Source organism: Gordonia effusa NBRC 100432 (assembly GCF_000241305.1).
Classification (GTDB): domain Bacteria; phylum Actinomycetota; class Actinomycetes; order Mycobacteriales; family Mycobacteriaceae; genus Gordonia; species Gordonia effusa.
In genome coordinates, this window is record NZ_BAEH01000064.1 from 32,220 (window position 1) to 56,989 (window position 24,770).

At 61.9% G+C, this 24,770-nt stretch carries 16 protein-coding genes; 2 read left to right on the top strand and 14 right to left on the bottom strand.

Translation table 11 applies throughout. The annotated features are described in order from the left end of the window. Positions 1-3 precede the first annotated feature (3 nt). The 14 genes from GOEFS_RS11730 to GOEFS_RS11795 all read right to left on the bottom strand — a co-directional run bounded on the left by GOEFS_RS11730 (position 4) and on the right by GOEFS_RS11795 (position 22,123). Positions 4-1,554: an acyl-CoA carboxylase subunit beta gene (locus GOEFS_RS11730; protein WP_007318126.1), complete on the bottom strand. Its 1,551-nt coding sequence runs from the start codon at positions 1,552-1,554 to the stop codon at positions 4-6. 4 nt (positions 1,555-1,558) lie between these two features. Then, positions 1,559-6,745 (bottom strand): polyketide synthase Pks13, encoded by a 5,187-nt coding sequence (gene pks13 / locus GOEFS_RS11735; protein ID WP_007318127.1) that lies wholly within the window; start codon positions 6,743-6,745, stop codon positions 1,559-1,561. Positions 6,746-6,756: 11 nt separating this feature from the next. Then, positions 6,757-8,664 carry a long-chain-fatty-acid--AMP ligase FadD32 gene (fadD32, locus tag GOEFS_RS11740; protein WP_007318128.1) on the bottom strand — a complete coding sequence of 636 codons (1,908 nt, stop codon included), beginning with the start codon at positions 8,662-8,664 and terminating at the stop codon, positions 6,757-6,759. 170 nt (positions 8,665-8,834) lie between these two features. Next, positions 8,835-9,806, bottom strand: coding sequence for an LLM class F420-dependent oxidoreductase (locus GOEFS_RS11745; RefSeq protein ID WP_007318129.1), 972 nt, complete (start codon positions 9,804-9,806; stop codon positions 8,835-8,837). Between the two features lie 132 nt (positions 9,807-9,938). Continuing rightward, on the bottom strand, positions 9,939-10,940 hold the full coding sequence (locus tag GOEFS_RS11750) for a cutinase family protein (protein ID WP_007318130.1): 1,002 nt from the start codon (positions 10,938-10,940) through the stop codon (positions 9,939-9,941). A 16-nt stretch (positions 10,941-10,956) separates the two neighbouring features. Then, positions 10,957-11,496, bottom strand: a complete 540-nt coding sequence (locus GOEFS_RS11755; RefSeq protein WP_040524994.1) for a DUF732 domain-containing protein — start codon at positions 11,494-11,496, stop codon at positions 10,957-10,959. Positions 11,497-11,653: 157 nt separating this feature from the next. Continuing rightward, entirely contained in the window at positions 11,654-13,090 is a 1,437-nt protein-coding gene (locus GOEFS_RS11760) for an alpha/beta hydrolase-fold protein (RefSeq protein ID WP_373278204.1), read from the bottom strand. Between the two features lie 194 nt (positions 13,091-13,284). Beyond that, positions 13,285-14,271, bottom strand: coding sequence for an alpha/beta hydrolase (locus tag GOEFS_RS11765; protein ID WP_040524995.1), 987 nt, complete (start codon positions 14,269-14,271; stop codon positions 13,285-13,287). 254 nt (positions 14,272-14,525) lie between these two features. Beyond that, complete coding sequence (locus GOEFS_RS11770) at positions 14,526-16,538, bottom strand: arabinofuranosyltransferase AftB family protein (RefSeq protein ID WP_007318135.1); 2,013 nt, start codon at positions 16,536-16,538, stop codon at positions 14,526-14,528. After that, positions 16,525-17,448 carry a decaprenyl-phosphate phosphoribosyltransferase gene (locus GOEFS_RS11775; RefSeq protein ID WP_007318136.1) on the bottom strand — a complete coding sequence of 308 codons (924 nt, stop codon included), beginning with the start codon at positions 17,446-17,448 and terminating at the stop codon, positions 16,525-16,527. Before GOEFS_RS11775 ends, GOEFS_RS11770 begins: the two co-directional genes overlap by 14 nt. Continuing rightward, entirely contained in the window at positions 17,445-18,083 is a 639-nt protein-coding gene (locus tag GOEFS_RS11780; RefSeq protein WP_007318137.1) for a phosphatase PAP2 family protein, read from the bottom strand. The genes GOEFS_RS11775 and GOEFS_RS11780 overlap by 4 nt, the downstream gene beginning before the upstream one ends. Next, positions 18,064-20,001 (bottom strand): glycosyltransferase, encoded by a 1,938-nt coding sequence (locus GOEFS_RS11785; protein ID WP_007318138.1) that lies wholly within the window; start codon positions 19,999-20,001, stop codon positions 18,064-18,066. Before GOEFS_RS11785 ends, GOEFS_RS11780 begins: the two co-directional genes overlap by 20 nt. Before the next feature lie 3 nt (positions 20,002-20,004). Further along, on the bottom strand, positions 20,005-21,207 hold the full coding sequence (glf, locus tag GOEFS_RS11790) for a UDP-galactopyranose mutase (protein WP_007318139.1): 1,203 nt from the start codon (positions 21,205-21,207) through the stop codon (positions 20,005-20,007). A gap of 64 nt (positions 21,208-21,271) precedes the next feature. Further along, positions 21,272-22,123, bottom strand: a complete 852-nt coding sequence (locus GOEFS_RS11795) for an alpha/beta fold hydrolase (protein ID WP_007318140.1) — start codon at positions 22,121-22,123, stop codon at positions 21,272-21,274. A gap of 65 nt (positions 22,124-22,188) precedes the next feature. Between GOEFS_RS11795 and GOEFS_RS11800 the strand changes: the two genes are divergently transcribed. After that, on the top strand, positions 22,189-22,626 hold the full coding sequence (locus tag GOEFS_RS11800; protein ID WP_007318141.1) for a MarR family winged helix-turn-helix transcriptional regulator: 438 nt from the start codon (positions 22,189-22,191) through the stop codon (positions 22,624-22,626). 176 nt (positions 22,627-22,802) lie between these two features. Further along, positions 22,803-24,005, top strand: a complete 1,203-nt coding sequence (locus GOEFS_RS11805; protein WP_170323166.1) for a DUF222 domain-containing protein — start codon at positions 22,803-22,805, stop codon at positions 24,003-24,005. The last annotated feature ends 765 nt before the right edge of the window (positions 24,006-24,770 follow it).

Genomic DNA, 24,770 nt, shown 5'->3' on the forward strand with positions numbered 1-24,770 from the left:
CGATCAGACAGGCATCAGGAAATGCTTGCGGCTGGTCCGCAAGACATGCTTATCACGTAACTGCGCCAACGCTTTTCGTAGTTGGAGCCTCGTCTGCGACGGCTCGATGACCGCGTCGATATAACCACGCTCGGCCGCCAGATAGGGGGTCGCCATCATGACGTTGTAGAAGTCGATGAAGTCGCGGCGTACCTTGTCCGCGTCGGCCGCCGACATTCCTTCTGTCTGACGTCGCGTCAGTACTGCGGCAGCCGACTCCGCACCCATCACCGCGATCTTGGCGCTCGGCCACGCGAAGTTGATGTCTGCGCCGAGTTGTTTGGAACCCATCACCGCGTATGCGCCGCCATATGCCTTGCGCAGCACCACCGTTATCTTCGGAACGTCGGCTTCGACATAGGCGTAGAGGAATTTTCCCGACCGCCGAATGGTGCCCTTCTGCTCCTCGACCAATCCAGGCAAAATGCCGGGCGTATCCACGAGGAACACCAGCGGCACATTGAAAGCGTCGCAAATACGCACAAACCGCGTCGCCTTCTCCGACGAATCGGTATCGATCGTCCCGGCCATCACATTCGGCTGATTGGCCACGACGCCGACACTTCGGCCATCGATCCGTGCGAAGCCGGTCAAGATATTCGGCGCGAAAAGTTCGGCCACCTCATGGAAGGCACCATCGTCGAAGAGTCGAATGATGATGTCGCGCATGTCATATCCGGCGTTGTCGTTATCCGGCATAAATGTATCGAGGGACAGATCCGATTCGGTGACCTCAGGCTCCAACCCAGGATTGACGATGGGCGGCCACTCGTGCGCACTCGACGGCATGTACTGCAAGTACTCACGTACCCACTCGAACGCGGCTTTTTCATCGGGGGCGATGTGGTGGATATTGCCCCAGCGCGCCTGATTGTGTGCGCTACCAAGGTCTTCCGCCGAGATTTCCTCGCCGGTCGTCTGCTTGATGACATCGGGTCCGGTAACGAACATGTAGCTCTTGTCCTCGACCGCGACGAGAATATCCGTATTCGCCGGGGTGTAGACGGCACCGCCCGCACACTTTCCGAGGATGACCGAGATCTGCGGAGCAAGACCCGACAGCAAGTCATTACGACGGCCCATTTCCGCGTACCACGCGAGTGAGGTGACCGCGTCCTGGATACGCGCACCGGCCGAGTCGTTAATACCGACCATCGGACAGCCGATCTTGGCAGCCCACTCCATCAAGCCGGAAACCTTGCGGCCGAACATCTCTCCGACCGTTCCACCGAGGACCGTCTGATCGTGGCTGAAGGCGGCGACCGGCCGTCCGAACACAAGGCCGTGGCCGGTAACCACACCGTCGCCGTATCCGGTCTGAGCGGCGCCTGGCATCTTAGCCAGCGCACCAATCTCGACGAAGGTGCCCGGATCGAACAGCATCGCCAACCGCTCACGGGGAGAGCAGATTCCCTTGGCCGCCCGCTTGGCGATAGCCTTCTCGCCACCGGGTTCTTTTGCGGCTTCGAGTTTCTCGCGCAGATCAGAGAGCTTTGCGGCGGTTGTTTCAGTCACTCATTCACTCTTTCAGATCGTTCATCCGCTTAGTGAGATCCGCGCCGATCTTCGCGACATACGGCTCATCGACTATTGACAGATGATCACCACCGATGTGAACGATTTCCAGATCGTCCACAACTTCACCCCAACGTCCGTCTTCGTCGATCTCGGCCCACTTGGGTTCGAGTTCGATCGCACCGTCATGCATCTTGTCCGCGCGGTAGAGGACCACCTTGCGGTCGTACACGGTCGGCTGAATCTGGTCGAGGATACGGTTCTCGACGAACGATGTCCGCTGATGTTCGATGATTCCGCCGGGAATCTTGGTGTCGCTCATCGCCATCATCTCCATGATGATCTGGAACTGGCCCGCGTCATCGGCGTCGACAAGGCGATCCATCGGGATCGGAATGTCGGGGTCGAGGTCGTAGTTCCGTACGGCGAAGTTCTTCCATCGCTCCAGGCGGTCCCGCTTGGAGTCCGGCGTCTCGATCATGTCGGCCTTCGGCCGTACCACGTCGATCAACCCGATGAACGCGACTTCCTCGCCGGCTTCGCGCAACACCTGCGCGACACCATAGGCGAGCGCGCCGCCAAATGACCAGCCCACCAACACATATGGGCCCTGCGGCTGAATTTCCCGAAGCTTCGGGATGTATTCGCGCACTCGCTCTTCGATCGAGCCTTCGACGCCACGATCGAAGCCGATCACCGGCTGGTCGTCCGGAAGTCGTTTCAGCAGAGCCTCATACGCCACCGTGTTACCACCGGCCGGATGGAACAGCAGGACGGGAGTCGGATCTCCGGCGGCCGGGTCATAGGTCTTCTTGCCCTCTGGCGCCAGGCGGAGATACCGCACAAAACCATCGGTGTCGGCGCTGTCGTCCATATGCTGACGCACGTAATCCGACAGTTCCTCAATGGTTTCCGAATCCAGCACGTCTTCGACGTCGAGTTCGCCACCGGCCCGCTCCGAAAGACGATCGGTGAGTTTTTGGGCGGTTTCTTCGTCGAGTACCGGCAACTTATTGAAGATGCCGCCGGCCGACTTCCCGGTCACCACCGCGTAGACACCGAAGGTCAACCGCTCGGCCGCATCACGCGGCGGCACGTCGGCACCGGCAGCCTCGGCTACGGCTGCCCGATCGGAGAGGTCGACGGGAGCGCTCGGAGCTTTGGGCTCCGCAGCCACTTTCGGCTCTTCGACGTTGGGCTCCTCAACCTTCGGCTCCTCGACCTTCGGCTTCTGAGCTTCAAGGGCAGTCTGCTCGTCGATGTAGGCGTTGAGCGCTGCGGTATCGAGTTCTCCACCGCCAGCGGCATTCTCATTCAGATCGGCCAACTGATCGCGGTGCGTAACCGCGAACTGGACGAACTTCTCCACGTCGGCAAGAGTTGCCTGCCGCATCGCCTGCAGCTGCAGCTGCGGAATGTCGAACTCAAACTCGACGCGGTTCTTGATACGCACCGCCATCAACGAATCCAGGCCGAGTTCGATCAGGGCGATCTCGCGCGGCAGGTCTTCGGGGTCGTAGCCCATCGACTCGCCGACGATGATCGCGAGCCGATCGCCCACCGGCTCACCGGAATTCGCATCCCACTTGTTGCCGATGTCGTCGACGATCTCGTCTTCGGCGACAACCTCTTCCGGCGGCTTGACCGGCTGGGCCACCGCCGCAGCGGGAGTCGCCGTCGCACTGACACCGGTAACCACCGCGTCGAATAGCAGCCGGAAATGTTTGCCGTCACGCGCGTGGATCGAGACCGACGCACCACCGGGATGCGGACTCAACGTCGTGGTCAGCGTCCCGTCGGTCGGCAGCTCCGCATACGCCTCGCTCGCGCCGACCTGAACATCCGAAATTACTTCTGCCGCAGCAGATCTCACCAGTTCTCGAGGATCAGTAACCGCGGCGGCGTTAACCTCCCAGGCATGACGTCCGTCGGGCAGTGCCACATGTGAACCGGGCGCCCGGCCAGCCGAACCGCCACCGGAGATCTGCGCCTGTAGCCAATACGGCTTACGTTCGAACCGGGTGCGCGGAATGTCGGCGAAGTCGCCCGCACCGAACAGACTCGCAATATCCGCGGCATGCCCGTGCACGTAGAGCTTCATCACGGCGTTGATGAAGCCATAGTTCTCATCTTCTTTGCGACGCAGCGTCTCGATAAGTTCGGCATCATGGAGTCCAGCCGAAAAGGTCACCGCCGCAACGGAAATCAGTACCGCGGGATTGGGTGACAATTCCAGGAAGGTACGGTGTCCGTTCTCCACCGACTTGGCGATCGCCTGGCTGAACCACACACTGTGGCGCAACCCCTTGATGAAGTAGTCGATGGTATGCACCGGATCGGAACCGGGACGGTAGAACGTCTCCCGATCGATCGAGCTGTAGAACCCGACCTTCGGCTTCAACGCCTCGATACCCGTTAGTTCATAAGACAATTCGCCAAGTAGCGGGTCCATCTGCGAGGTGTGGCTCGCGCCCTTGGTCTGCAGTTTGCGACCAAGCTTGCCCTCGGATTCGGCGCGCGACACAATCGCGTCGACCTGGGACTCGGGACCGCCGATCACCGTGTGAGTCGGTGCGGCGTATACGCAGATCTCCAGATCCGGGTAGTCGGCGAGCACGCCGGTGATGTCATCGGCGCTGTACTCGACGAGCGCCATCAGGCGGATATCGTCGCCCTGCAGCATCGACTCGCCTTCACCCATAAGGCGTGATCGCTGGCAGATGACGCGGGTCGCATCGGCAAGCGACAGGCCGCCGCTGATGAAGGCGGCCGACGCCTCACCCATCGAATGCGGTACCAGCACACCGGGTTCCGCGCCGTGATGACGTAGCAACTGGGCCAGCGCGACCTGGATGGTGTAGATACCGACCTGCGATGTCTCGATACCGTAGGTCTGCTCGTCGTCGACGAACATCTCGGCAATCGAGTAGCCGAGTTCGTTGACCACGTAGCCGTCGACCTCGTCGACATACTTGCGGAAAACCGGATTTTCCAAGTACAGCTGCTTGGCCATCTTGCGATGCTGACTGCCGAAGCCCGACAGCAACCACACCGCCGACGCCGGGTCGGGTGAATCAGCGCTGTACACAAGGGGATTCGCTTTGCCCTCGGCGACGGCGCGAACACCCTTGACGGCATCTTCATGCGTGCGCGCCATCACGACGGCGCGCGAACGGCCATGATTGCGATGCGCAAGCGCACGACCGACGTCGGCAAGTGGCGTCGCCTGTCCCTCGTCGGATTCCAGCCAGTCGAGCAAATCCTCAGCCGCCTTGCGACGACGCGACGGCAGGAAAGCTGAAATGACCAGCGGCACAACCGATCCCTCGACTGCCGCTGGCGCGAAGCCATCCGACGGGTCGACTTCAACCTCGGCGACTACGACATCGTCGGCTTTCTTCGACGCCGCGAGCACTGCCCGCTCCGCATCGGTCAGATACTCGTCGTCATCATCGAAGTCGTCGTCGACCAAGTCCGCCGCGATCTCCGACGTCGACTCCGCCTCGTCCGGAGCCGGCGCCACGGTCAGATCCGACGGCAACACCTCACGCACCACCAGATGCGCATTGGTCCCACCGAAACCGAAGCCGGAGATACCGGCAATCGCATGACCGCTGTAGCGCGGCCAATCGACGCTCTCCTCGACAACCTTGAGATTGGTGGCCTCGAACTGGATATACGGGTTGGGCCCGGCATAGTTCAGTGACGCGGGGAGCTTGTTATTCTGCAGTGCCAGAATAACTTTCGCGATGGCGCCAGCACCGGCCGCCGACTCCATATGCCCGAAGTTAGTCTTCGCCGAGCCGAGGAGCATCGGATTCTCCGACGTACGCCCCCTGCCCACGACGCGACCAAGTGCATCGGCTTCGATCGGATCACCCAAAATCGTGCCGGTACCGTGCGCCTCGACATAGTCGACCTCACGCGGGTCAAGCGCGGCGTCGGTGTAGGCATCACGCAGAACATCAACCTGCGCTTCGGGATTCGGTGCGAAAATGCCATTGGAGCGGCCATCGGAGTTGACCGCCGAGCCGGCGATAATCGCCAACACCTGATCGCCGTCGCGGCGGGCATCGGCGATCCGCTTGAGCACTACCAATCCGCCGCCCTCGGACCGGACCATTCCGTCCGCGTCCTTCGAAAAGGCTTTGATATGACCGTCTTTCGCGACCGCACCGATGGTGTCGAAACCGACCGTAGCGGCTGGCGTCAGCAACATATTGACGCCGCCGGCCACCGCGACCTCGGACTCGCCCGAGCGCAGTGATCGCACCGCCTGATGGATGGCCACCAGCGAGGACGAACATGCGGTATCGAGGGCGACCGACGGGCCGTGGAAGTCGAAGAAATAGGAGACGCGGTTGGCGATAATCGACGTCGACGTTCCGGTGAGCGCGTAGGCGGCGGTCTCATCGGATCCTTCGCCGAGGCCCATCGCGGCCATCAACTGGTAGTCGTTGGTCGAGGTCCCGACGAAGACGCCGACCGGACGCCCCTTCAGGTCACTCGGCGGGATATGTGCGTGTTCGAGTGCTTCCCAGGTGAGTTCGAGCGCGAGCCGCTGTTGGGGATCGACCATCTCGACCTCGCGCGGTGACATCTGGAAGAAGTCGGCGTCGAAGCCTTTGACTTCGTCGAGGTAACCACCGCGCAGATTCGCCTTGTCCAGTACCTCGGCGAGACGAGGGTCCGACCTGAACTCCGACCACCGGCCGTCGGGCAGTTCCGAGATTCCGTCGACCTCGCCGATCAGCGCGGCCCAAGTGGACTCCGGGGTATCACCGGCACCGGGGAACCGCGTCGACAACCCGACGATCGCGATGTCGTCGTCGGCGTCGCGGTCGCGTTGCCAGAACGGCTCGGCATCCGCGTCGTCATCAACGTCGGGGTCGCCTTCGATGATCCGCTTGGCCAGCGACGCGATGGTCGGGTGCTGGTACGCGACCGTCGCAGTCAGAATGACACCGGTCTCGTCCTCGATATCGCCGGCCAATGCGACGGCATCGCGCGAGGACAGACCGAACTCTTCCATCGGCCGGTCATCGGAGATCGTGTCCGCCGATACCCCGGTAGCGTTGGCGATCCAGTTGCGCAACCAGTCACGCAACTCGGCGACGGTCATCTCGCCCACGGTCTCGCCGGGGGTCGCTTGCGTGGGCTCGCCGCTCTGGTCGTTATTCAGTTCAGACATCGTTTCTCAGACTACTGGTTAGGCGCGTCAGGGAAGGCGGTCTGCTGGTAGCCGCCGCGTAGCGTGCCGTCGATGTATGCGGCTTTCGCCGCGCGACGTGCGATCTTGCCACTGGATGTCCGCGGAATCGAACCCGCCGGAACCAACAGCACATCGCGTGTCATCACGCCGTGCCGCTGCGCGATCGCCGCGCGTACAGTGTCGGCGACCTCTTGCGGATCGGTCCGACGGCCAACGCCGCGCTCGCCGACGATCACCAACTGTTCCGACGCGTCGTCGGCGTCGAAGGTCAGACCGCTGGCCGAATTCTCGAAGACCACGGCCGGTAGCTGATTGGCTGGAACCGAGAACGCCGCGATGAAGCCCGGGCGCAGTGCGGTACTCGAGTTCTCCGCGCTGTGTTCGAGGTCCTGCGGATAGTGGTTACGACCGTCGACGATGACGAGATCCTTGACGCGACCGGTGATATACAGCTCGCCGTCGAGCCAGACGCCGTAGTCGCCGGTACGCATCCACTGCGCGTCGGCCGGTGCACCCTCACTGTGGCTGCCCTGCGGCAACGGGGTGGTCAGCTTGTTATGGAACGTCTCGACCGTCTCGTCGGGCTTATTCCAATACCCGACACCGATGTTGAGGCCGTGCAGCCAAATCTCGCCGACGTTGCCGTCAATGAGCTCGGTGCCGGTATCCGAATCGACGATAGTGGCCCACTGGCTAATCGCGACCTGTCCACACGAGACCTGTGCGATGGCGTTGGGCGAGTCGGCATCGACCACGACCATGCGTCCGGCGTTCAACTCGTCGCGGTCGACGTAGATGACCTTCGCTTCGTTCTCACGCTGTGTCGCGGAGACGAACAGTGTTGCCTCGGCCATGCCGTAACACGGCTTGATCGCGGTCTTGGGCAGTCCGTAGGGCGCGAAAGCGTCGTTGAATTTCTTCATCGAGCTGACCGTCACCGGCTCGGAGCCGTTGATCAGACCGATGACATTGGACAGGTCGAGGCTTTCACCCTCTTTGGGCAGGCCGCGCGCGGCGGCGTGTTCGAAAGCGAAGTTCGGGGCGGCGGCATAGGTCTCGGCACCGTCGGCCGCAGCGGCAAGTTCTTTTATCCAGCGACCCGGGCGGCGAACAAATGCCTGCGGGCTCATGATTGTGATGTAGCGTCCGCCGAGTGCGGGGAGGATGACTGTCAGCAGGCCCATGTCGTGGAACATCGGGAGCCAGGTCACGCCGCGTGCGTTGCGATCGATCTCGATGGTCGAGTAGATCTGCAGGACATTCGCGGCGACCGCCTGATAGGTGATCTCGACGCCGGCCGGGATGCGAGTCGACCCGGAGGTGTACTGCAGGTATGCGACCGTGTCGCGGTTGTGGTCCTTGCCCGCGACCGGGGCGACCCAGCTCGAACCGACCGAGTCGGGTACCGCGTCGACGGCGATCACGCGCGGGCGTTCCTTGGCCGGACGATCGGAGAAGAAGTCGCGCACCGCTTCGGCGGATTTGGTCGAGGTCAGAATCGCGGTCGGCTTGCAATCGTTAAGCACCGCATGCAGTCGATCGGTGTGGCCCGGCTCGTCGGGCGAGAACAGCGGCACGGCGACGTTGCTGGCATAAAGCGCGGAGAAGAAGCCGATGACATATTCCAGCGACTGCGGAGCCAAGATGGCCACCCGGTCGCCCGGCTTGGTCACCTGTTGCAGCCGCGCGGCGACCGCGCGCAACCGTTTACCGAACTGAGCCCACGTCAGATCCTGCGCCTCACCATCGCGTTCCCGCGAGTAGTCGATGTAGCGGTAGGCCAACGTGTCGGCCTCGTCGCGTACATTGCGCTCGACGTAGTCGACGAGCGTCGCGTCCTCGGTGAAGTGGAGGTTTCCCGACTCGTCGAGAAACTGCTCGAATTCAGTCTTCAGCATTCGTACTCCTGCGCTGCCCGCTAGTTACTTCGGCAGCCGTTCCATTTCGATGCGAACTTTTCGCTATTTCGTATTCCGTATTAAATGTTTTGCAACATGCGTGCGTTGCGCATTTATCCAACCGTTACCTTGAGATGGTAGTCGGACATGTGCGCCAAACCGTGGATATCTTACTCTCCACGAAGCAACGGGATGACCGGAGCGAACGCATCCATCTGAGTGGGAAACACTCCGACATATGACATCGACGTCCGGCGGCGAACTTCTCTGATCTGATCCGCGATCTGGTCAAACGTCCCGAAGGCCAGGTATGGCGATTGCAGAATGTCGTCGACGGTCAACGTGACATCCCGGGCGATATTGGGCGGATACCCCTGGTCGAGCGCCTTTAGCGCCATCTCCGCGGTCGCCTCACGGTCGTCGGTGATGACGATGGTCGCGATAGTCCAATTCAATTCGATGTCGTCGAAGCGATCGCCGGCCGCCTGCCGGATCACGTCGACACGTTCGATGGTCTTTTCGATAGTCATGTCGGACAACCGCAATTGCCCCTCACGAGTGGTGCCCGTTGCGACCGAGATGACGTCGGCGTATTTCGCGGCCAACGCGAGCATCTTGGGTCCACCACCGCCGACGGCAAGCGGCGGCCGAGGCCCCTGCCGTGGACGAGGACTGCCGACCAAGCCGTTGATCTTGTAGAACTCGCCGTCGAAGTTGACTTCCTCGCCGCGCAATAGGCCATCGAGGATGATCAGGGCTTCTTCTAACCGCCGGATTCGAGCGCCGGGTGACTCGAATTCGATGCCGGCTTTGTCGAATTCCTCTTTCATCCACCCGGCGCCGATGCCCAGTTCCAGTCGGCCCTTCGACAACACGTCAATGGTGGTCGCCTCTTTGGCGAGCAACGCGGGGTGCCGCCAACCGTTGGCGAGCACCGAAGTGGCCAGCCGAATCGTGCTGGTGGCCTGAGTCAACGCGCCCAGAGCGGCGAGCGGCCCCACCTGATTGCCCAGATGATCTGGGATAGCGAAGGTGTCGAACCCGTACTCTTCGGCGGTCTGCGCGAGCTGTACGAACTTACGAGCGCCGCCCTCGTCCTTATTGCCCTCGCCGCCTGCGCCGAAGCGGAACTTGCGGGTCATTCACGTCTCCTCGCCGATTGCACAAAAATTTCGCCGCAACCACGGGTCCCCGACAAACCCGGATGCGGCACGCGACCACCCACGTTACGTTGGCGATCGCGGTGCGACCAAATATCGGACGTGACCTTGCGGTCAACTATGTTTCGGCCGGGGCGCGGCGGTGATGAGGTCGGCCGACCAGCCGTACATCCACTGGGTCGCGGTACTGCCATCCACTTGCCAGTACTTCGGGGTCGCGTACATCGCGTGCACCGGATTATTTATCGCGCCGGCGAGTTGAGTCACCGCGCGGAGCGGGTTAGCGACCGTCGGCGAATCACAGATGAGATCGCCTGGCGCACATATGCTTTGCACACGCTCTTGCAGCGAACCGAAACCCTGCTGACGCGGTCCGTTGAACTTGATGCCGGGCACCAGGCCGCCAATTCCGGCCAACGCGATCTCGGCTCCGACGCCGTCGGGGTTTGGCCCGATGTCGTGTTGCTTACCCGCTTCGCGCCGACCGTCGGCGATCATCCCGATGCCGAGAACGAGATCTTCATTACCCTTCGGCAAGACGCCGCGCTCAGTGCCGATAATGCTGGCCAGATCACCCGCGATCACCGCACCCTGCGAGAAGCCCATGATCACAAAACGCGTCAGCGGGCATTTCTCGTTGACCGACGAAATGCGGCCCGCGGCGCGTTTGTATCCCTGCGAACGCGAGGTGTTGTAGTCCGCCTGCCTATCGGCGAGATTCGTCGGATTACGGAACTGCGCCATATAGGGCACCGTGTACACCTCGGTACGCGACGTCGGAAACTGCTCCTGCAATGCCTTGGACACTCGCAGCATCAGTGACCGTGGATTCGCGTGGGGGCGGAACGGATCGTCGGAGGCCGACGATTCCCACGTACCGGGGATCACGACCGTTTCCACGTCCGGACAACTCGCTGGCTGGCTGTCCGGACGCTGCGCGCCCGGAGTCGACGGCGGCGGCGAACTACCCGGCGGGATGATCGGCGTGGGACCGAAACTGTTGATTATCAGCAGGATGACCAACACGATGGCGATGATCGCCAACCCGACGATGAGCAGCAGCCATCGGGTAAGTCTACGGTTTCGCTTGCGCCGCACCGCTTTTGGAGAATTCATTCGCTAGCGTTCGCGGTTAGCAATAGTTCTCGACGGCGGCCTTGATGACTTTGTCCGCCTTAGCGTTGGCATCGGCAGCCGACTTGGTTCCCGGACTCGTGGCCGCGAGCACAAATGCCTTCCAGGTGTTCTGATCGCCGCCCTTGCTGCGTTGCGTGCAGACATACTCGGCCATCGTCAGCGCGATGGTGTTGTCGGTGTCGCCCATGAATGTGACATTCATGCCCTTGAGTGCGGCGAGATACTTCTTACCCTTATCCGAAACCGGTGCCGTCGACCCGCCCGGGAACTCCCGGGGCTGCGACGTCGCCGAGTTGGGATTGGTAGCCGGCATTCCGGGCTTAGAGGTGTCGGTGCCATTGGGCGACTGAATCGTCGTAGACGGCGAGCCGCTGTCATTCGACGACTGCGGCGCACCCGAGTACATCGACGTCGTGGTAACCGGTTGCGTAATCGGAGCGGTAGCGGTCGAGTCGTCGCCGCAGGCGCTGAGGGTCGCTATCGTGAGAGCACCGGCTCCCGCGATGAGTGCCCAGCGAAACATCCGTTTCGTCATGTGTGTACTGCTGCCTTTCACCCGATCATTCGCCCGACACTGAGTTACGCTACCTGCCCGCGTGACCATTCTTGCGCCATGAAACCACCCGACCTGCGATAACACCAGAATTCCTCAGCCAGAATTTAGGCATCGCATGTCTGCCGATCAGGCTGGCCTACTTGGTTACCCGCGCACCATCGCGTGCGGTCCAGACGATCTTGCCGCGCTGGAAGGTATTGAAGCGTCCTTTGCCGTCCCTAGTCGGCAATTCGTCGCTCGTCGGCAGGCCCAGTTTGCCGCCGGTGGCACCCACGCTCGCGTAGAGACCACCGATGCCGCCGGCCACGATTTTCGGACCCTTGGGACCGGTGAAGATCCGGCCACCGCGGAAGTCTTGCGCACGACCACCAGGCACGGCGTATTCCGGCGTCAGGCACTCGCCAAGCGACTTACGGTTGCGGTCGTACACCTTCTTGATCTTCCCGGCGGTACGGCATGCCGGCCGATCGCCGGACAGACCGAGCGCGCCGGCCGCTTGCGGCCACGCCTGGGACATCTCGAACTGCCAGTAGGCCCAGGTGTGCGTGCCCGACGGTCGATAGACCGCCTGTCCCGGCACGCCGGACTGATTGAGTTTGGTGGCGAACTGCTGCGAGGTCACCCGCGACAGCAACTCAAGTCCGACGCCGCTGTAGTTGGTCGCCAGCATCGGGATATCCGACGGTTTGTCATGCGGACCGACCATTCCGTTGCCCGACGAGATGTAGAGGCTCGTGCCCTGCAGTTTGTCGACCAACAGATACGGGTCGTGTTCCTTCCACGCTGGGTTACTCGGGGCGCCAAACATCTTGCCCGAGTCGTAGCCGCCGCCGTCGCGCAACGCGAACTGGATCGCCTGCGGCATCCCCATCGACGTCATCTGCAAAATGCCGGAGAACGACGCTGCGAACTTGTAGAAGCCCGGGTTGCGCGCGGCCAAGGTCATCGCGGCGGTGCCACCCATCGACAATCCCTCGACGCCGCGCACATCGGTTGAGCGCCAATCCTTTTCGAGGATCGGTGGCAGTTCGTGGATGAGGAAGGTCTCCCACTGGTAGTTCTTGCCGCGGTCAGGCTGCAGCCAGTTCGTGTAGAAACTCGACTCGCCGCCGACCGGCAAGATCACGTTGACGTTCTTGTCCTTGTAGAACTCTTCGGCGTTGGTCTCCAGGAGCCAGCCATTTTGGTCATCGCGCGCACGCAGGCCATCGAGCATGGTCAGTTGCGGGAACTTGGCGTTCGGCTTGGCCCACCAGTCGCGGGCGAGAAGCATCTGCACCTGGACGTCGGTGTTCATCGCGGGCGAGTGGACCCACACGGCGACGTGCCGATCAGTCAGCCACGACACCTTGGTCACTTTGGCGTCCTGCGCAGGGGCGGCGGCAGGCGTCGTCGACGACGGCGCCGGGGCTGGCGCGGGTGCGGGTGCGGACGGCGATGCTGGCGCTGGTGCGGGCGCAGGGGCTGCCGACCCGACGCCGAGGCTGGTAACCGCCAGAACTCCGCTGACGCCAACCGCGGCCACCATCAGTCCGGCCTTGCGTCCGAACCCGCGCGTGCCTGTTTTTCTCATCGCCACGTTCTCCCTTTCCCAACTGCCTACGCGTGTTTTCTACACGCCGGACGTCGAGTTTTGGGGTTGCCACGCTGTGACTGATGGGATTTCTGTGATTTTTGTGATTACTGTGACTCGTCGGTCCAGCCGTCAGATACACGAAAACGGCGCGTGAGGAGTCCTCACGCGCCGTTTCGGCTATCGAGTTGGTACTAGTGGAAGAACCCGCGGGCCTTCGCGTTCCAGACCATGTCCTGCCAGTAGCCCCATGCGTGGGTGCCGACGGCGTCGTAGGTCATCACCGGGAGTCCCTGCAGGGCAGCGGCGGCTTCGAATGCCTTGGCCTGAGTGAAGGCGAGGAACTCCAGCGTCGAACCCTTAAACAAGTCGTCGAAGACATTCGGCAAGGCGTTGTACTTGCCGAATAGTCCATTACCGGACCCGACGAAGATCTTCATGCCGTGCATACGGTTGATGTTGAGGAACGGGTCGTTCTGATACCAGCGGGCGTCCCACGGCGGGCCCCACATGGAGTCGGAGTTCCACGGCTTGGGATCGACGTCGAGCATGGCCAGACGGATCATCGTGTGCATACCGGGAGCGGAGAGGAAGTTGTAACCCGACAGCGAAGCCGCACGGTCGAAGTTACGACGGTTCTGCGCACCGATCACCAGCGCCGCGTTACCACCCATGGACAGACCCATGATGGCGTACTTGCGATTACCAACCCGGAAACCGCGGGCGTCCAGGCCACGGATGAGCGTGTTGGTGATGACACAGTTCCACCGGTAGCGGTAGCGCTGGTTATTGAAGTTGCTGGGGGCGTTCCAGTCGGTGTAGAAGCTGGCCGGGCCACCAATCGGCTCAACGACGTTGACGCCGGAGCGGACCATCTCCTGGATGTTGGTGTTGATTTCCCAGCCGCTGTAGTCGTACTGAGCGCGCATGCCGTCGAGCATGATCACGGTCTTGTAGTTGCCAGGCCGCTTCCACGCGCGAACCTTGACGTTCGGCATGCCGCAACCGTTCACGTAGAACTGCTGCCGACCGACCTGAGTAGCGCCGATGCGGGCATTTGCCTGTCCGGAGCCGACCACGACACTGGCCAGCCCAACCACGGTGAGCACGGCCACCAACATGGCCGTCAACCGATGTCGTCGTTTACCGACCGACGGCGGCGTAGAAGCGTTTTCGCGCATTCGCCTGAACTCTCTCTCATTCTCGGACCCTGGTCACCCGACCTTATGAACCCAGCCTCATATGCATGAGGCGGGGGCCACATCGGAGTGAGCCTATTGCACAGCCTGGGGAACTGACAAACCCTGCAGTTGGTCATCCCGACGGGGATGACGCGTTTCCGCAGGCACGGGCGATTTAAAATACATCACGTTAGTTATCGCAGTTGCCACACCGGGCGTTACCGTTCTGAGATCAAATCGGGCAATCTGGCCGGTCAGCGTTGATGGATCCGCGGCGGCATCACCAGACCGCACCGCTGGATTTCGTATTCCGGATTGCGCTGGATCCGGTAGCTGGTGAAGCCAAACGCTTGCTTCAGGCTGCTCTTGAACCGATGCAATGTCCACGGCTCAGCCTTATAGGACGCGATACGGTCTTCAGTATCCGGGCAGGTCAGCGCCACTTTCGCCTGTCGGACCACATCCTCGTCAAGGTAACCCGGAAGCACCGGGCGACGTGGATAGGCACCCGACTCGGCGATAACCCATTCCGACTGCAACACCTTGTCGTGGCCGATGCGGCCGTCCTCCAGACGATCGGTGTGTGCGGCGATCGGATAGGCCAGTCCCATCTGATCGATCACCCGTACGTCGAGTGGAGCGTTCATACTCGTCATACCCAGGTTGAGGAAGTACACGGTGACCTGGCGTTTGCTGCCCTCGGGCAGTTTGCCACCGGGCAACTGCGCCACGTACCACTCGTCGTAGTTCGACGACGGCAGGATCACACCACCGGTGGTGTGGAATTCGTCGATCTTCTCTACCATCGCCCGCATCCGCGGATAGTTCAGATAATCCTCGGCGGTCACCGGATTCTCATTACCCATATTGGTCACGTAGAACCGGCGTTCGTCGACGATGCCGCTGCGGCCGATATCGATACCCGCGTTGGGCAGGATGTTCTGATACGAATTGACTGCCCAGACCAGCGTGGTGATCCACAGGCCCGCCATTAACACCGCTCCACCGAGTTGCCACCGCGCCACCCGCGACCGAACTTCGGCGGGGATCGTCAACGGGACCACGATCACCGGCAACAAGATGATGAACAGCGGCACCAGTAGCACGCGCGCGTGCATAAAATCGCCGCCCTGCCGCAACCAGTAAACGGCGTCGATGAAGCCGGCCACCACCACCACCGCGACGACCATCGACGGCGATCGCAGTCGGGTGACGAATGCCGCCCAGCGACCACGCGGACTCGAATCATCTTGTGCGGGTTCATCTTCGACGACGTCGGCCCGGAGCTTACGACCGACGAGGATCCAGATCGCGGCCACCAGAGCCAGAATCACCGGCAGGAGCAGCGTGTACGGTCCGAACATATTGGACAGGTAGATAAAGCCCTGTTTCCACTTGGAACCGCTCGCATCTTTGGCGATGGCCGGATTGGGTACCAGGACCGCGTAGTAACCCATCCGGAAAATCTGGTAGCCGACCGGCAGCGTGCCCGCGACGACGACGATCGCCAGTCGCGTCCACCACGACTGCGGCACGACGAAAACGAGCAACAATGCCAAACCGCCGAGGATGGTCAACTCGGGGCGAATCAGCGGCGCGAGACCGGCGGTGAATGCCAGCGCGAGGTCGGCCGCAACCCCGCGCCTCGACTTGGTCGCCGCGCCCGCGGTCCCCCGCCGCGCCCAGCCAATCAGCAGCACCCACAACGTTGCCACCCACAACAGGGCGAGGCCGTTCTCCAGGCCGCTAGTCGCGAAATCACGCGCCGGCGGAAGGGCGATATAGACGATGGCGCCGAGCGGCAACAAGAGTGTGAAACCGACTGTGTTACGGCCAGTGAGCGACGGCCAATAAAGACGTGCCGTTCCATACATGGCCAACGGCACAGCGGCCACCGAACACACCAGGGCGACCCACAACGCGACGTATTCGAGCTGGCCACCGGTTACCCAGGACCAGAACCACAGCACATAGGTCCAGGCGGTCGACGTATTCGCCTCGACGCGTTCACCGGCGTTGAACACCGGGCCGTTGCCGGCGAAAAGGTTGCGCAGCGTGCGCAACACGATCAGGCCGTCGTCGGCGATCCACCGGCGTTGCCACGCACCGATAGAGAAGAAGACGCTAACGGTGACCGCCCCGACAAACCAGCTCAGCGCTGGCGTCCACTGCCGTGCACCCCAGCTTCGCACGCCGCGGCGTGCACTTCGCTCATCGGAATTATCGGTGGATTCAGCCTGTTCGACAGCGGAATCAGAGGTGGGCATAGACGGCGACACCAACGCATACTATCCAGCTCACCGCGAGGAGTTGCAGGACCCGGTCGCCAAGCGCGATCTCCTCTGGTTCACCCGCCGCGCCACCGTCGACGTCGACGGCATACCGCAGGATCGCCACCGTGAACGGGACGATTGAGATGGAGTAAAAGACGTTGTCACCGTGAATATCGGTATCGAGTGCCCAGAGGCCGTAGCAAAGCACCACCGCGGTAGCCGACAAAGTCCAGACGAACCGCAGGTAGGTAGTGGTGTAGTACTCAAGCGATTTGCGGATCTTGGCGCCGGTGCGCTCAGCGAGCTGCAATTCGGCATACCGCTTACCAGCGGCCATGAATAGCGATCCGAACGCCATCACCAGCAGGAACCACTTAGACAATGCCAGTTCGGCTGCCACGCCACCGGCGATCGCGCGCAGCAGGAAGCCGGACGACACGATGCAGATGTCGATAACGGCCTGGTGTTTGAGACCGAAGCAGTAGCCGAGCTGGATCGCCAGATAGACCGCGATGGTTGTGGCGGTCTGCCAATTGGCGATGAATGCCACGCCGATCGAGGCGGCCGCGAGAACCACTGCCAGGCCGAAGGCGAGATTCCGTGGCACCACGCCGGCGGCGATCGGCCGGAACCGCTTGGTCGGATGGTTGCGGTCGGCCTCGACGTCGAGTGCGTCGTTGATGAGATAGACCGACGATGCCACCAGGCAGAAGGCGACGAAGGCGATGCCGACACGCAACATCATGTTGCCGTCGGTCAGTACGTCGGTACCCGCCGCCAGCGGCGCGGCCAGTACGAGGACGTTCTTCACCCACTGCCGTGGGCGAACCGCCTTGATCAGACCAGTCGCCAAGTTCTTGGGCGGACCCAGAACCTTGCCGTGTTCGATCGGCTCCTCGCTCATCTCACATCCGCTCTTCTACTGCTATTGCGCCCCCTGAAGAGACGACTGCCAAGGATCTTGTCACCGAACAGTTTGTCACCTGCGATGACCGCACCCGCGCTCGCCGCACCGATAGCGGCTCCCGCGGCCACATCGGTCGGATAGTGCACGCCCAGCACCAGCCGCGACAGCAGCATCGGCGGAACGAGTACGGCCGGCACGACGGCGGGCGGCAGGCCAGCTGCCCGACCGATCAGAATCGCCGCCGCGGTCGTCGACGTCGCATGCGACGACGGGAAGCTCAGCTTGCTCGGCGTCGAAACGCCGACGCGGATCGCCGGATGGTTGGGCCGACGTCGGCGCACGACGCGTTTGATGATGACCGACGCGGCGTGCGCGCCGAAGGCGCCGGCTCCGGCCTGCGCCCAAGTGAGTTCACCGCGAGCGTCACCACGACGATAGGCGAGCGCTGCTCCCACGCCCGCGATCGCGAGCCAGCCGAGCGAATGTTCGCCGAAATGCGATAGTCCCCGAGCTGCGGGGATAACGCCGGGCCGGTCAACCAGCGCAGACTGCACCGCGACCAAAATAGCGGCTTCCCCCGTTGGGGCAGTTACGGTTTCATGTCCGTTGATCTCAATCGATTCCGAAGACACGGGCCCAACTCTCTTTGCTCGTAAGATCATCGTGTGCGCCGCGGTATTGTTCGCGCATTTCCGGGAACCGTGCCTTGAGTTCTTTGATGAGCGCCGCCGACTCACGGGCAAGCGCGATCATCTTGTCACGGTCACGCTGGCGGTACACCACGCCGCGCCCGTCAGCGGTGGTCACCGTTACGCCGTCGACCCGGCCGAGGCTGTACCACCGCGCCTCGATCGGCGGGTAATTCGCTTGTGGCACTTCATAATGCCGAGGATCGGCTGGCCGAATATTATTGAGCACTGCGGCGGCGAGTGACCGCACCTTGGCGATCGGGTTGGCCGGCTCGTTGACGCCGAGCGCAGTAGCCTCGCCGGTGGTCTTGGGCAACGACTGCGCCGACTCCAGGACCACGGCGTCGGGGAACTGCTTGCGCATCGCGGCGACTTTGGGCAGCGCCGTCGGGAGCAGTGAACGAATATGGTCGGGGCCGGCGAGGAAGTCGCGGATCGCTTCGTTCTGGATCGCGACGGTCGAATACTCAAGGCACAGAAGATGTTTCGCGGTGGCCTTACCCATCGACTTGAGGATGCCGCCAATCGGGCCATCGTGGTGGATGGATGCGACGACCAGCCGGTTGCGCAGGTGGAAATACGCCTGCCAATCGATGGCGTCGTCTTTGTCACTCCAGGCCATATGCCAGATCGCGATCCCAGGCACGGTAGCGGTCGGATAACCGGCCTTGGCCGCGCGTAACGCGAACTCCCAGTCATCCCACTTGATGAAGAGCGGCATCGGCAGGCCGATGGTCTCCGCGCACTCACGGGGAATCATGCACATCCACCAACCGTTGCCCTCGACGTCGATACGCCGATGCAGGTTCTTGGAGTTATCCCGGTCGCGCAGTGGATATTTGGCGAAATCGTGGTCGTATTCGACGAATGGTGCCGCGGTCCACATGAAGTTGCCGCGGTTGATCACTTCACCCATGCAATGCAGATGACTGCGGTCCTGCAGGTTGAGCATCTGTCCGCCGACCAGCATCGGCGACTTAGCGAATCGCGACATCGCGAGCGCGCGCAGGATCGAATCCGGCTCGATGGCGATGTCGTCGTCCATGTACAGCACGTACGGGCTGTCGGTGAGTCGTAGCGCCTCGTACATGATGCGCGCATAGCCACCCGAGCCACCGAGGTTGCCCTGGCTGAACATATGCAACCGATCACCAAGTGCCGCAGCGGCTTCGGTGTATCCCGGCTCGTCGACGACGTTGCGTGTGCCCTGGTCGGGCATGATGACCGCGTCGATGACCTCGTCGACGAGCGGGTCGCTGGTCAGTGCGGCCAGCGCGGCAACGGCGTCGGTCGGCCGGTTGAAGGTCGGTATGCCGACGGTGACGCGTTTGGTATCCGGATCGAGTTTTGCGGCCGCGTCAGCGTTGGCGTACCAACCAGCGGCGACGATCTCGGTATCGGTGTCGGTTGTGACGTCGAACCAGATCCAGCCACCGTCTTCGAACGGCCCCAGGTCAAGTTCGAATTCGATTGTGCCGCGGCCGGATTCATCGGTGGGGATCAAGTCTCCGCCGATGCCGATCCGGGAGCCGTCGATCTTGGAGCGATAGAGGTCGACGCGCGCCGTGCCGATGACCTCGAGTTTGAGGACGACGGACTTCAGCACGCTCCACCGTCGCCAGTAGGCCGCCGCGAAAGCGTTGAAATAGGTCTCGAAACTGACCTCGGATTCGGCGCCGATCAGCACCGACGTCCGGCTCGGCGAGTGTGCCCGGCGGCTATTGCTCTCGGACTCAACGAGATAGAGCGAGCGGACGTCGAGCGGCTCGCCGGGTCGCGGGAAGATTACCCGCTGCAGCAGCGACGCCGCTTTGCTCGGCGTCGCGGGCTGCGATTGGGCGGTGCTGGTACTTACCGTCATCTACTATGCCTCTGCTGAATCAGCCAGCGGCACACCGTCTTTGAGGTGTGGCGCGAGCGTATTGTCGAACATGGTCAACGCGCTGGCAATGGCCATATGCATGTCCAGGTATTGATAGGTACCCAGACGACCACCGAAAAGCACCTTGGCACTGGCGGTTTCGGCCTTCGCCCGATCGCGGTAACGCGCGACCATCGCCCGGTCATCGGGGGTGTTGATGGGGTAATAGGGTTCGTCGTCATCATTGGCGAACCGGCTGAACTCGCGCATGATGACGGTTTGGTCGGCCGGGTAGCTGTCCCGTTCCGGGTGGAAATGCCGGAACTCGTGAATGCGGGTGAAGGGCACATCGGCGTCGTTGTAGTTCATCACCGGAGTGCCCTGGAAGTCACCGGTTTCCAGTACTTCGGTTTCGAAATCCAGTGTGCGCCAGCCCAATCGGCCCTCGGAATAGTCGAAGTAGCGGTCCAGCGGACCGGTGTAGACGACGGGTGCGTCGGGATTAGCCGCCCGCAGTTCGTCGCGCACGTCGAACCAATCGGTATCCAGCCGCACCTCGATACGGTCGTCGTCGGCCATCTTCTCCAGCCACGCGGTGTAGCCGTCGACCGGCAACCCCTCGTAGGTGTCGTTGAAATAGCGGTTGTCGAAGTTGTAGCGCACCGGAAGCCGGGTGATATTGCCGGCGGGCAGGTTCTTCGGGTCGGTCTGCCACTGCTTGGCGGTGTATCCCTTGAAGAATGCTTCGTAGAGGGGCCGCCCGATCAGGCTGATTGCCTTCTCCTCGAAGTTGGCCGCTTCCTTGCTATCGAACTCGGTGGCCTGCTTGGCGATCAACGCACGGGCCTCATCGGGGGTGTGCGACCGACCGAAGAACTGGTTGATCAATCCCAACCCCACCGGCAGTGGATACGCCTGGCCGTCGTAGAGACCGAACACCCGATGCCGGTAGTCGGTGAACTTGGTGAACTGGCTGACGTAATCCCAGACGCGCTTATTCGACGTGTGGAACAGATGTGCGCCGTACTTATGCACTTCGATGCCGGTCGTCGGCTCCGCCTCGGAATAGGCATTGCCGCCGATGTGATGACGCCGGTCGAGCACCAGCACCCGCTTGTCGAGTTGGGTCGCCGCACGCTCAGCGACGGTAAGTCCGTAGAAACCCGAGCCAACGACGATCAGGTCGTAAGTACTAATGCCTGCCACGGGTGTTCAGGGTATCCGAAACTACCTGAGTGTTTCCCGCTCGTCGCCCCATCGGTGCGCCGGGTCACTGTCGGAGCAGGGCATCGACGATGGCGTCGGTGACCGGAGCAGCCGGTGACGTCGGCACGGAATGGTGTGACGCGACTGCGATCGAGGCTACGTCGATGTCCGAAAAGCGTCGTTTGATCAGCGTGGCGACTCGGCGTGGATTGTGTACCCGACTCTCGGCGGCAAGTATCACCGAGATCGGCATCGGAAGCTCATCGATGGACGCGGCTTTGGGCCGCCGCGGGATCGTCAGCGCACGCACCGGAAACAGCGGCGCGGCCAGTTGCGACAACCGCACCCAGTTGACGTCGGGCGATTGGCCACGCGCTGTCTCCCAATTAATTAGCCGCGCGGTACGTCGGGCGGAGGGCGCGATCAATCCCGGCATCGCGCGCAGCAGATAGCGCGGATTGATTCCGGTGAAGCAACCGTTTGGGTCAAGGAGAACGAGGCTCGCGATGCGGTCCGAATGGCGTAGGGCATAAGTGAGCGCACATTGTGCCCCATAGGAATGGCCGACGATCCTTACCGCGCGACCCGCGGAAACCTGCCGAATTGCCTGATCACAGGCATCGACAAGTTCGTCGGGGCTCAGCCGCTTTCCGTCGACGGTGCTCAAACCGGCATCACCCGGGATGTCGACGGCGATCACCCGGTTCGATTGTGCGAGCCGAGCCGCATTCGCGAACCAGACAGTAGATGTCGCTCCCGCCCCAGCGAATAGGGCGACCGGTGGGGCGTCCACAGGCCCGCAGACATTCATGTGGACCCGGACTCGACCGACCGGAGCACAGACCGATTCGACCGGCACCGGCCAGCGGCTGAGCATGTCGTCGTACGCACGTCTGAAGAGATCGGGTGTCGTCATGACGAGTAATATTACTCGATGTATCGAGATACTTGTTAGAACGAGATAGTTGTTAGGCTAGTTAGATGACTGACGACAACTCAGAGAAGATCGTTCACGCGCTGCGAGCGGTGGTCGTGAGACTTCATCTGGCCGCTAGCGAGTTCGGTCAAACCACCGGTTTACATCCGACCGACATTCGAGCGCTCATCCTTCTGCTCGATGACGAGCGCGGTGGACGTGTCAGCACCCCGAGCGATCTCGCGGGGCGACTCGGGCTGAACTCGGCCTCGACGACCGCGCTCCTCGATCGACTGGAAGGCTCGGACTTCATTCGACGGAATCCGCATGCCACCGACCGACGCAAGGTCGTAGTTTCGATTACCCCACACGCCGTGAACGTCGGGCAGGAGTTTTTCGGCCCGACGATCACGCGTTTGACCGCTGCGCTCGGCGACTACTCGGCGGATGAGACTGCCGCGGTGGCAAGGTTTCTCGGTGATGTCGACTCCATAATTGGTTAAGTGCCTTATTCGGATGGTGTTGTTTAACAGATGATTTGGTGTATAATCGAATGTAGTAGCGATTGAGGCCGTGAACTCGGGTGGCCGTTCGAATGTGGGAAGCACTGTTGATCAGACGCGTTGGTGTCTGAATGCCTGTTGGCGTGTTCTGTTCCCACCGTTTTCGGAGTCTTTCGATGGTTACCTCTTCTGCACCACCACTGCGGTCGACGCAGTCGCGGTATGCGTGGGCTACCGCTGATGCTGCAGTGATCGGGGTGGACTTCGACGCGGCACCAGTTGAGGATTCTTTGCTTGTCGAGCATGTGAACGACCTTCTTGATGTGATCACCACCTGCCGAGCCGGACAATCCATGCTGCTCTGGCAGCAATACCGAGCACTAGCAGCAATGCACGACCAACTCACCCCAGGCACCGGCGATGCTGATGCCCGCCTCATCGCCGAACACAACCAAGTCGCCGCACGGTATGCGGTGACTGGCTCTATTTCGCAGGCTGCGGCGATGCGACAACTCAACGAGGCCCTGGCGATGGTCTATCGGTTGCCGTTGGTCGGGGAACGCTTGCGGGACGGTGTGATCGCGCCGTGGCAATTCTCCCGCATCGTGACCCGTTCGGATTTGATTGATGGACAGGGTTACCGCCGAGAGGTCGATGCTGAACTCGCCACACAGCTCGACCGGAAAGGATCCTGGTCAGCTCGGCGCCTAGACGCCCTGGTCGATTCGGCGATCTTCCGCCACGACCCCGACGCCGTCCGACAACGCCACACCGACGCGAAAGCCAGTCGCAACGCGAGTGTGGACCCCCTCGCTGATGGGATGGCCGAACTGAGGGTTACCACCACCGCAGAGGACGCACGAGTCGCGTTGACCGGCATCAACCAGTTGATCACCTTGGTGTGCTGCCCCAACGACCCCCGCCGACGCGGTGCGCAACGCTCCGACGCCATCATCGCCCGACTCAACGGCCTGCCATTCGAATGCGACTGCACCCCAACAGACACCGGCCTCCCCTGCACCGGACAACCCGACACTGTTGAACTCTCCCACGCCAACGTGCAGATCGCGTTGCATGTCATCACCGACCACGCCACCCTCACCAACGGCAGCGACGATGGTGTGGGTTATATCGATGGACACGGCATCATCAGCGGCGACCACGTCCGCGACATCGCCGCACGAACTGATTGCCGACAAACAGCGGTGCCACCCAAAGCAGCACGACCACAATCGAATTCGGGTGCACCCAATCTCCCGCTACCGTGTCTACCGTCGGATCCGTACCGGTTCAGCACTGCCTTCGACACCTACATCCGTGCCCGCGACCTGGGGTGCACCATGCCCGGCTGCGACCGCCCCGCCTGGACCACCCAGTAAGATCACTGCCGCGAATACAACACCAAAAACCCGACTGCCGGTGGACGCACCGAAGCAGCAAACATCCACGCACTCTGCGTGTTTCACCACTTGTTGAAGACCGGCGAACACGGCTGGCTCGACGATATGACCGCAGACACCAACGGCCACACCGAGTACCGAGTACGCACACCCGAAGCCCCATTCGCTGGTCGAGTGCCCGGCGAGGCGCCAGCCGAGCCGGGTGTATCGAGACCACGCACACCCCTCCTGGTCTCGATACACGCGCGTCTCGCTGCGCTCGTCGAGCGCACTCGACCAACTACGAAACACCAACGCCGACAACACGAACGCGAACAAAACCGCGCCGCACGAGAAGCAGCCGAACAGGCGGCACCCACCATCAGATCCGTTGGGCGTCAGCCACATACAGAGACGTCAGACACCGACGACGACCCACCCTTCTAACACCACAACCGTCTCGATACACGCACCCACACGCGCATAACAGTTTTCGGCCCGGTGCGAGGTGGGTTTGGACCCATCCCCGGCATACCGCTGTGGCTTTATCGAGGTACCCAGAGGGCGCCTTCGACAGCGCGATCGTAATCGCATTGAACGCTGCCTCTTGCCAGTACGGGTACTCATGAGTACCCTCACGTTTCAATTGGGTACTCGCGAGTACCCGTGCGTCACCTGACATTGGAGTGGTCTGGATGGACTCATCGGAATACGGCGATCGGCGTGCTACCGGCGATATCGTCAGCGCCTTCGCCGATGACGCAC

Excerpts from the sequence above, each read along its gene's own strand:
- GOEFS_RS11775 (WP_007318136.1), bottom strand. The coding sequence starts at position 17,448 with ATGAGCGAGGAGCCGATCGAACACGGCAAGGTTCTGGGTCCGCCCAAG.
- fadD32 (WP_007318128.1), bottom strand. The coding sequence starts at position 8,664 with ATGCTGAAGACTGAATTCGAGCAGTTTCTCGACGAGTCGGGAAACCTC.
- GOEFS_RS11795 (WP_007318140.1), bottom strand. The coding sequence starts at position 22,123 with ATGACGACACCCGATCTCTTCAGACGTGCGTACGACGACATGCTCAGC.
- GOEFS_RS11760 (WP_373278204.1), bottom strand. The coding sequence starts at position 13,090 with ATGAGAAAAACAGGCACGCGCGGGTTCGGACGCAAGGCCGGACTGATG.
- GOEFS_RS11770 (WP_007318135.1), bottom strand. The coding sequence starts at position 16,538 with ATGCCCACCTCTGATTCCGCTGTCGAACAGGCTGAATCCACCGATAAT.
- GOEFS_RS11765 (WP_040524995.1), bottom strand. The coding sequence starts at position 14,271 with ATGCGCGAAAACGCTTCTACGCCGCCGTCGGTCGGTAAACGACGACAT.
- GOEFS_RS11785 (WP_007318138.1), bottom strand. The coding sequence starts at position 20,001 with ATGACGGTAAGTACCAGCACCGCCCAATCGCAGCCCGCGACGCCGAGC.
- GOEFS_RS11745 (WP_007318129.1), bottom strand. The coding sequence starts at position 9,806 with ATGACCCGCAAGTTCCGCTTCGGCGCAGGCGGCGAGGGCAATAAGGAC.
- GOEFS_RS11805 (WP_170323166.1), top strand. The coding sequence starts at position 22,803 with ATGGTTACCTCTTCTGCACCACCACTGCGGTCGACGCAGTCGCGGTAT.
- pks13 (WP_007318127.1), bottom strand. The coding sequence starts at position 6,745 with ATGTCTGAACTGAATAACGACCAGAGCGGCGAGCCCACGCAAGCGACC.
- GOEFS_RS11755 (WP_040524994.1), bottom strand. The coding sequence starts at position 11,496 with ATGACGAAACGGATGTTTCGCTGGGCACTCATCGCGGGAGCCGGTGCT.
- GOEFS_RS11800 (WP_007318141.1), top strand. The coding sequence starts at position 22,189 with ATGACTGACGACAACTCAGAGAAGATCGTTCACGCGCTGCGAGCGGTG.
- GOEFS_RS11750 (WP_007318130.1), bottom strand. The coding sequence starts at position 10,940 with ATGAATTCTCCAAAAGCGGTGCGGCGCAAGCGAAACCGTAGACTTACC.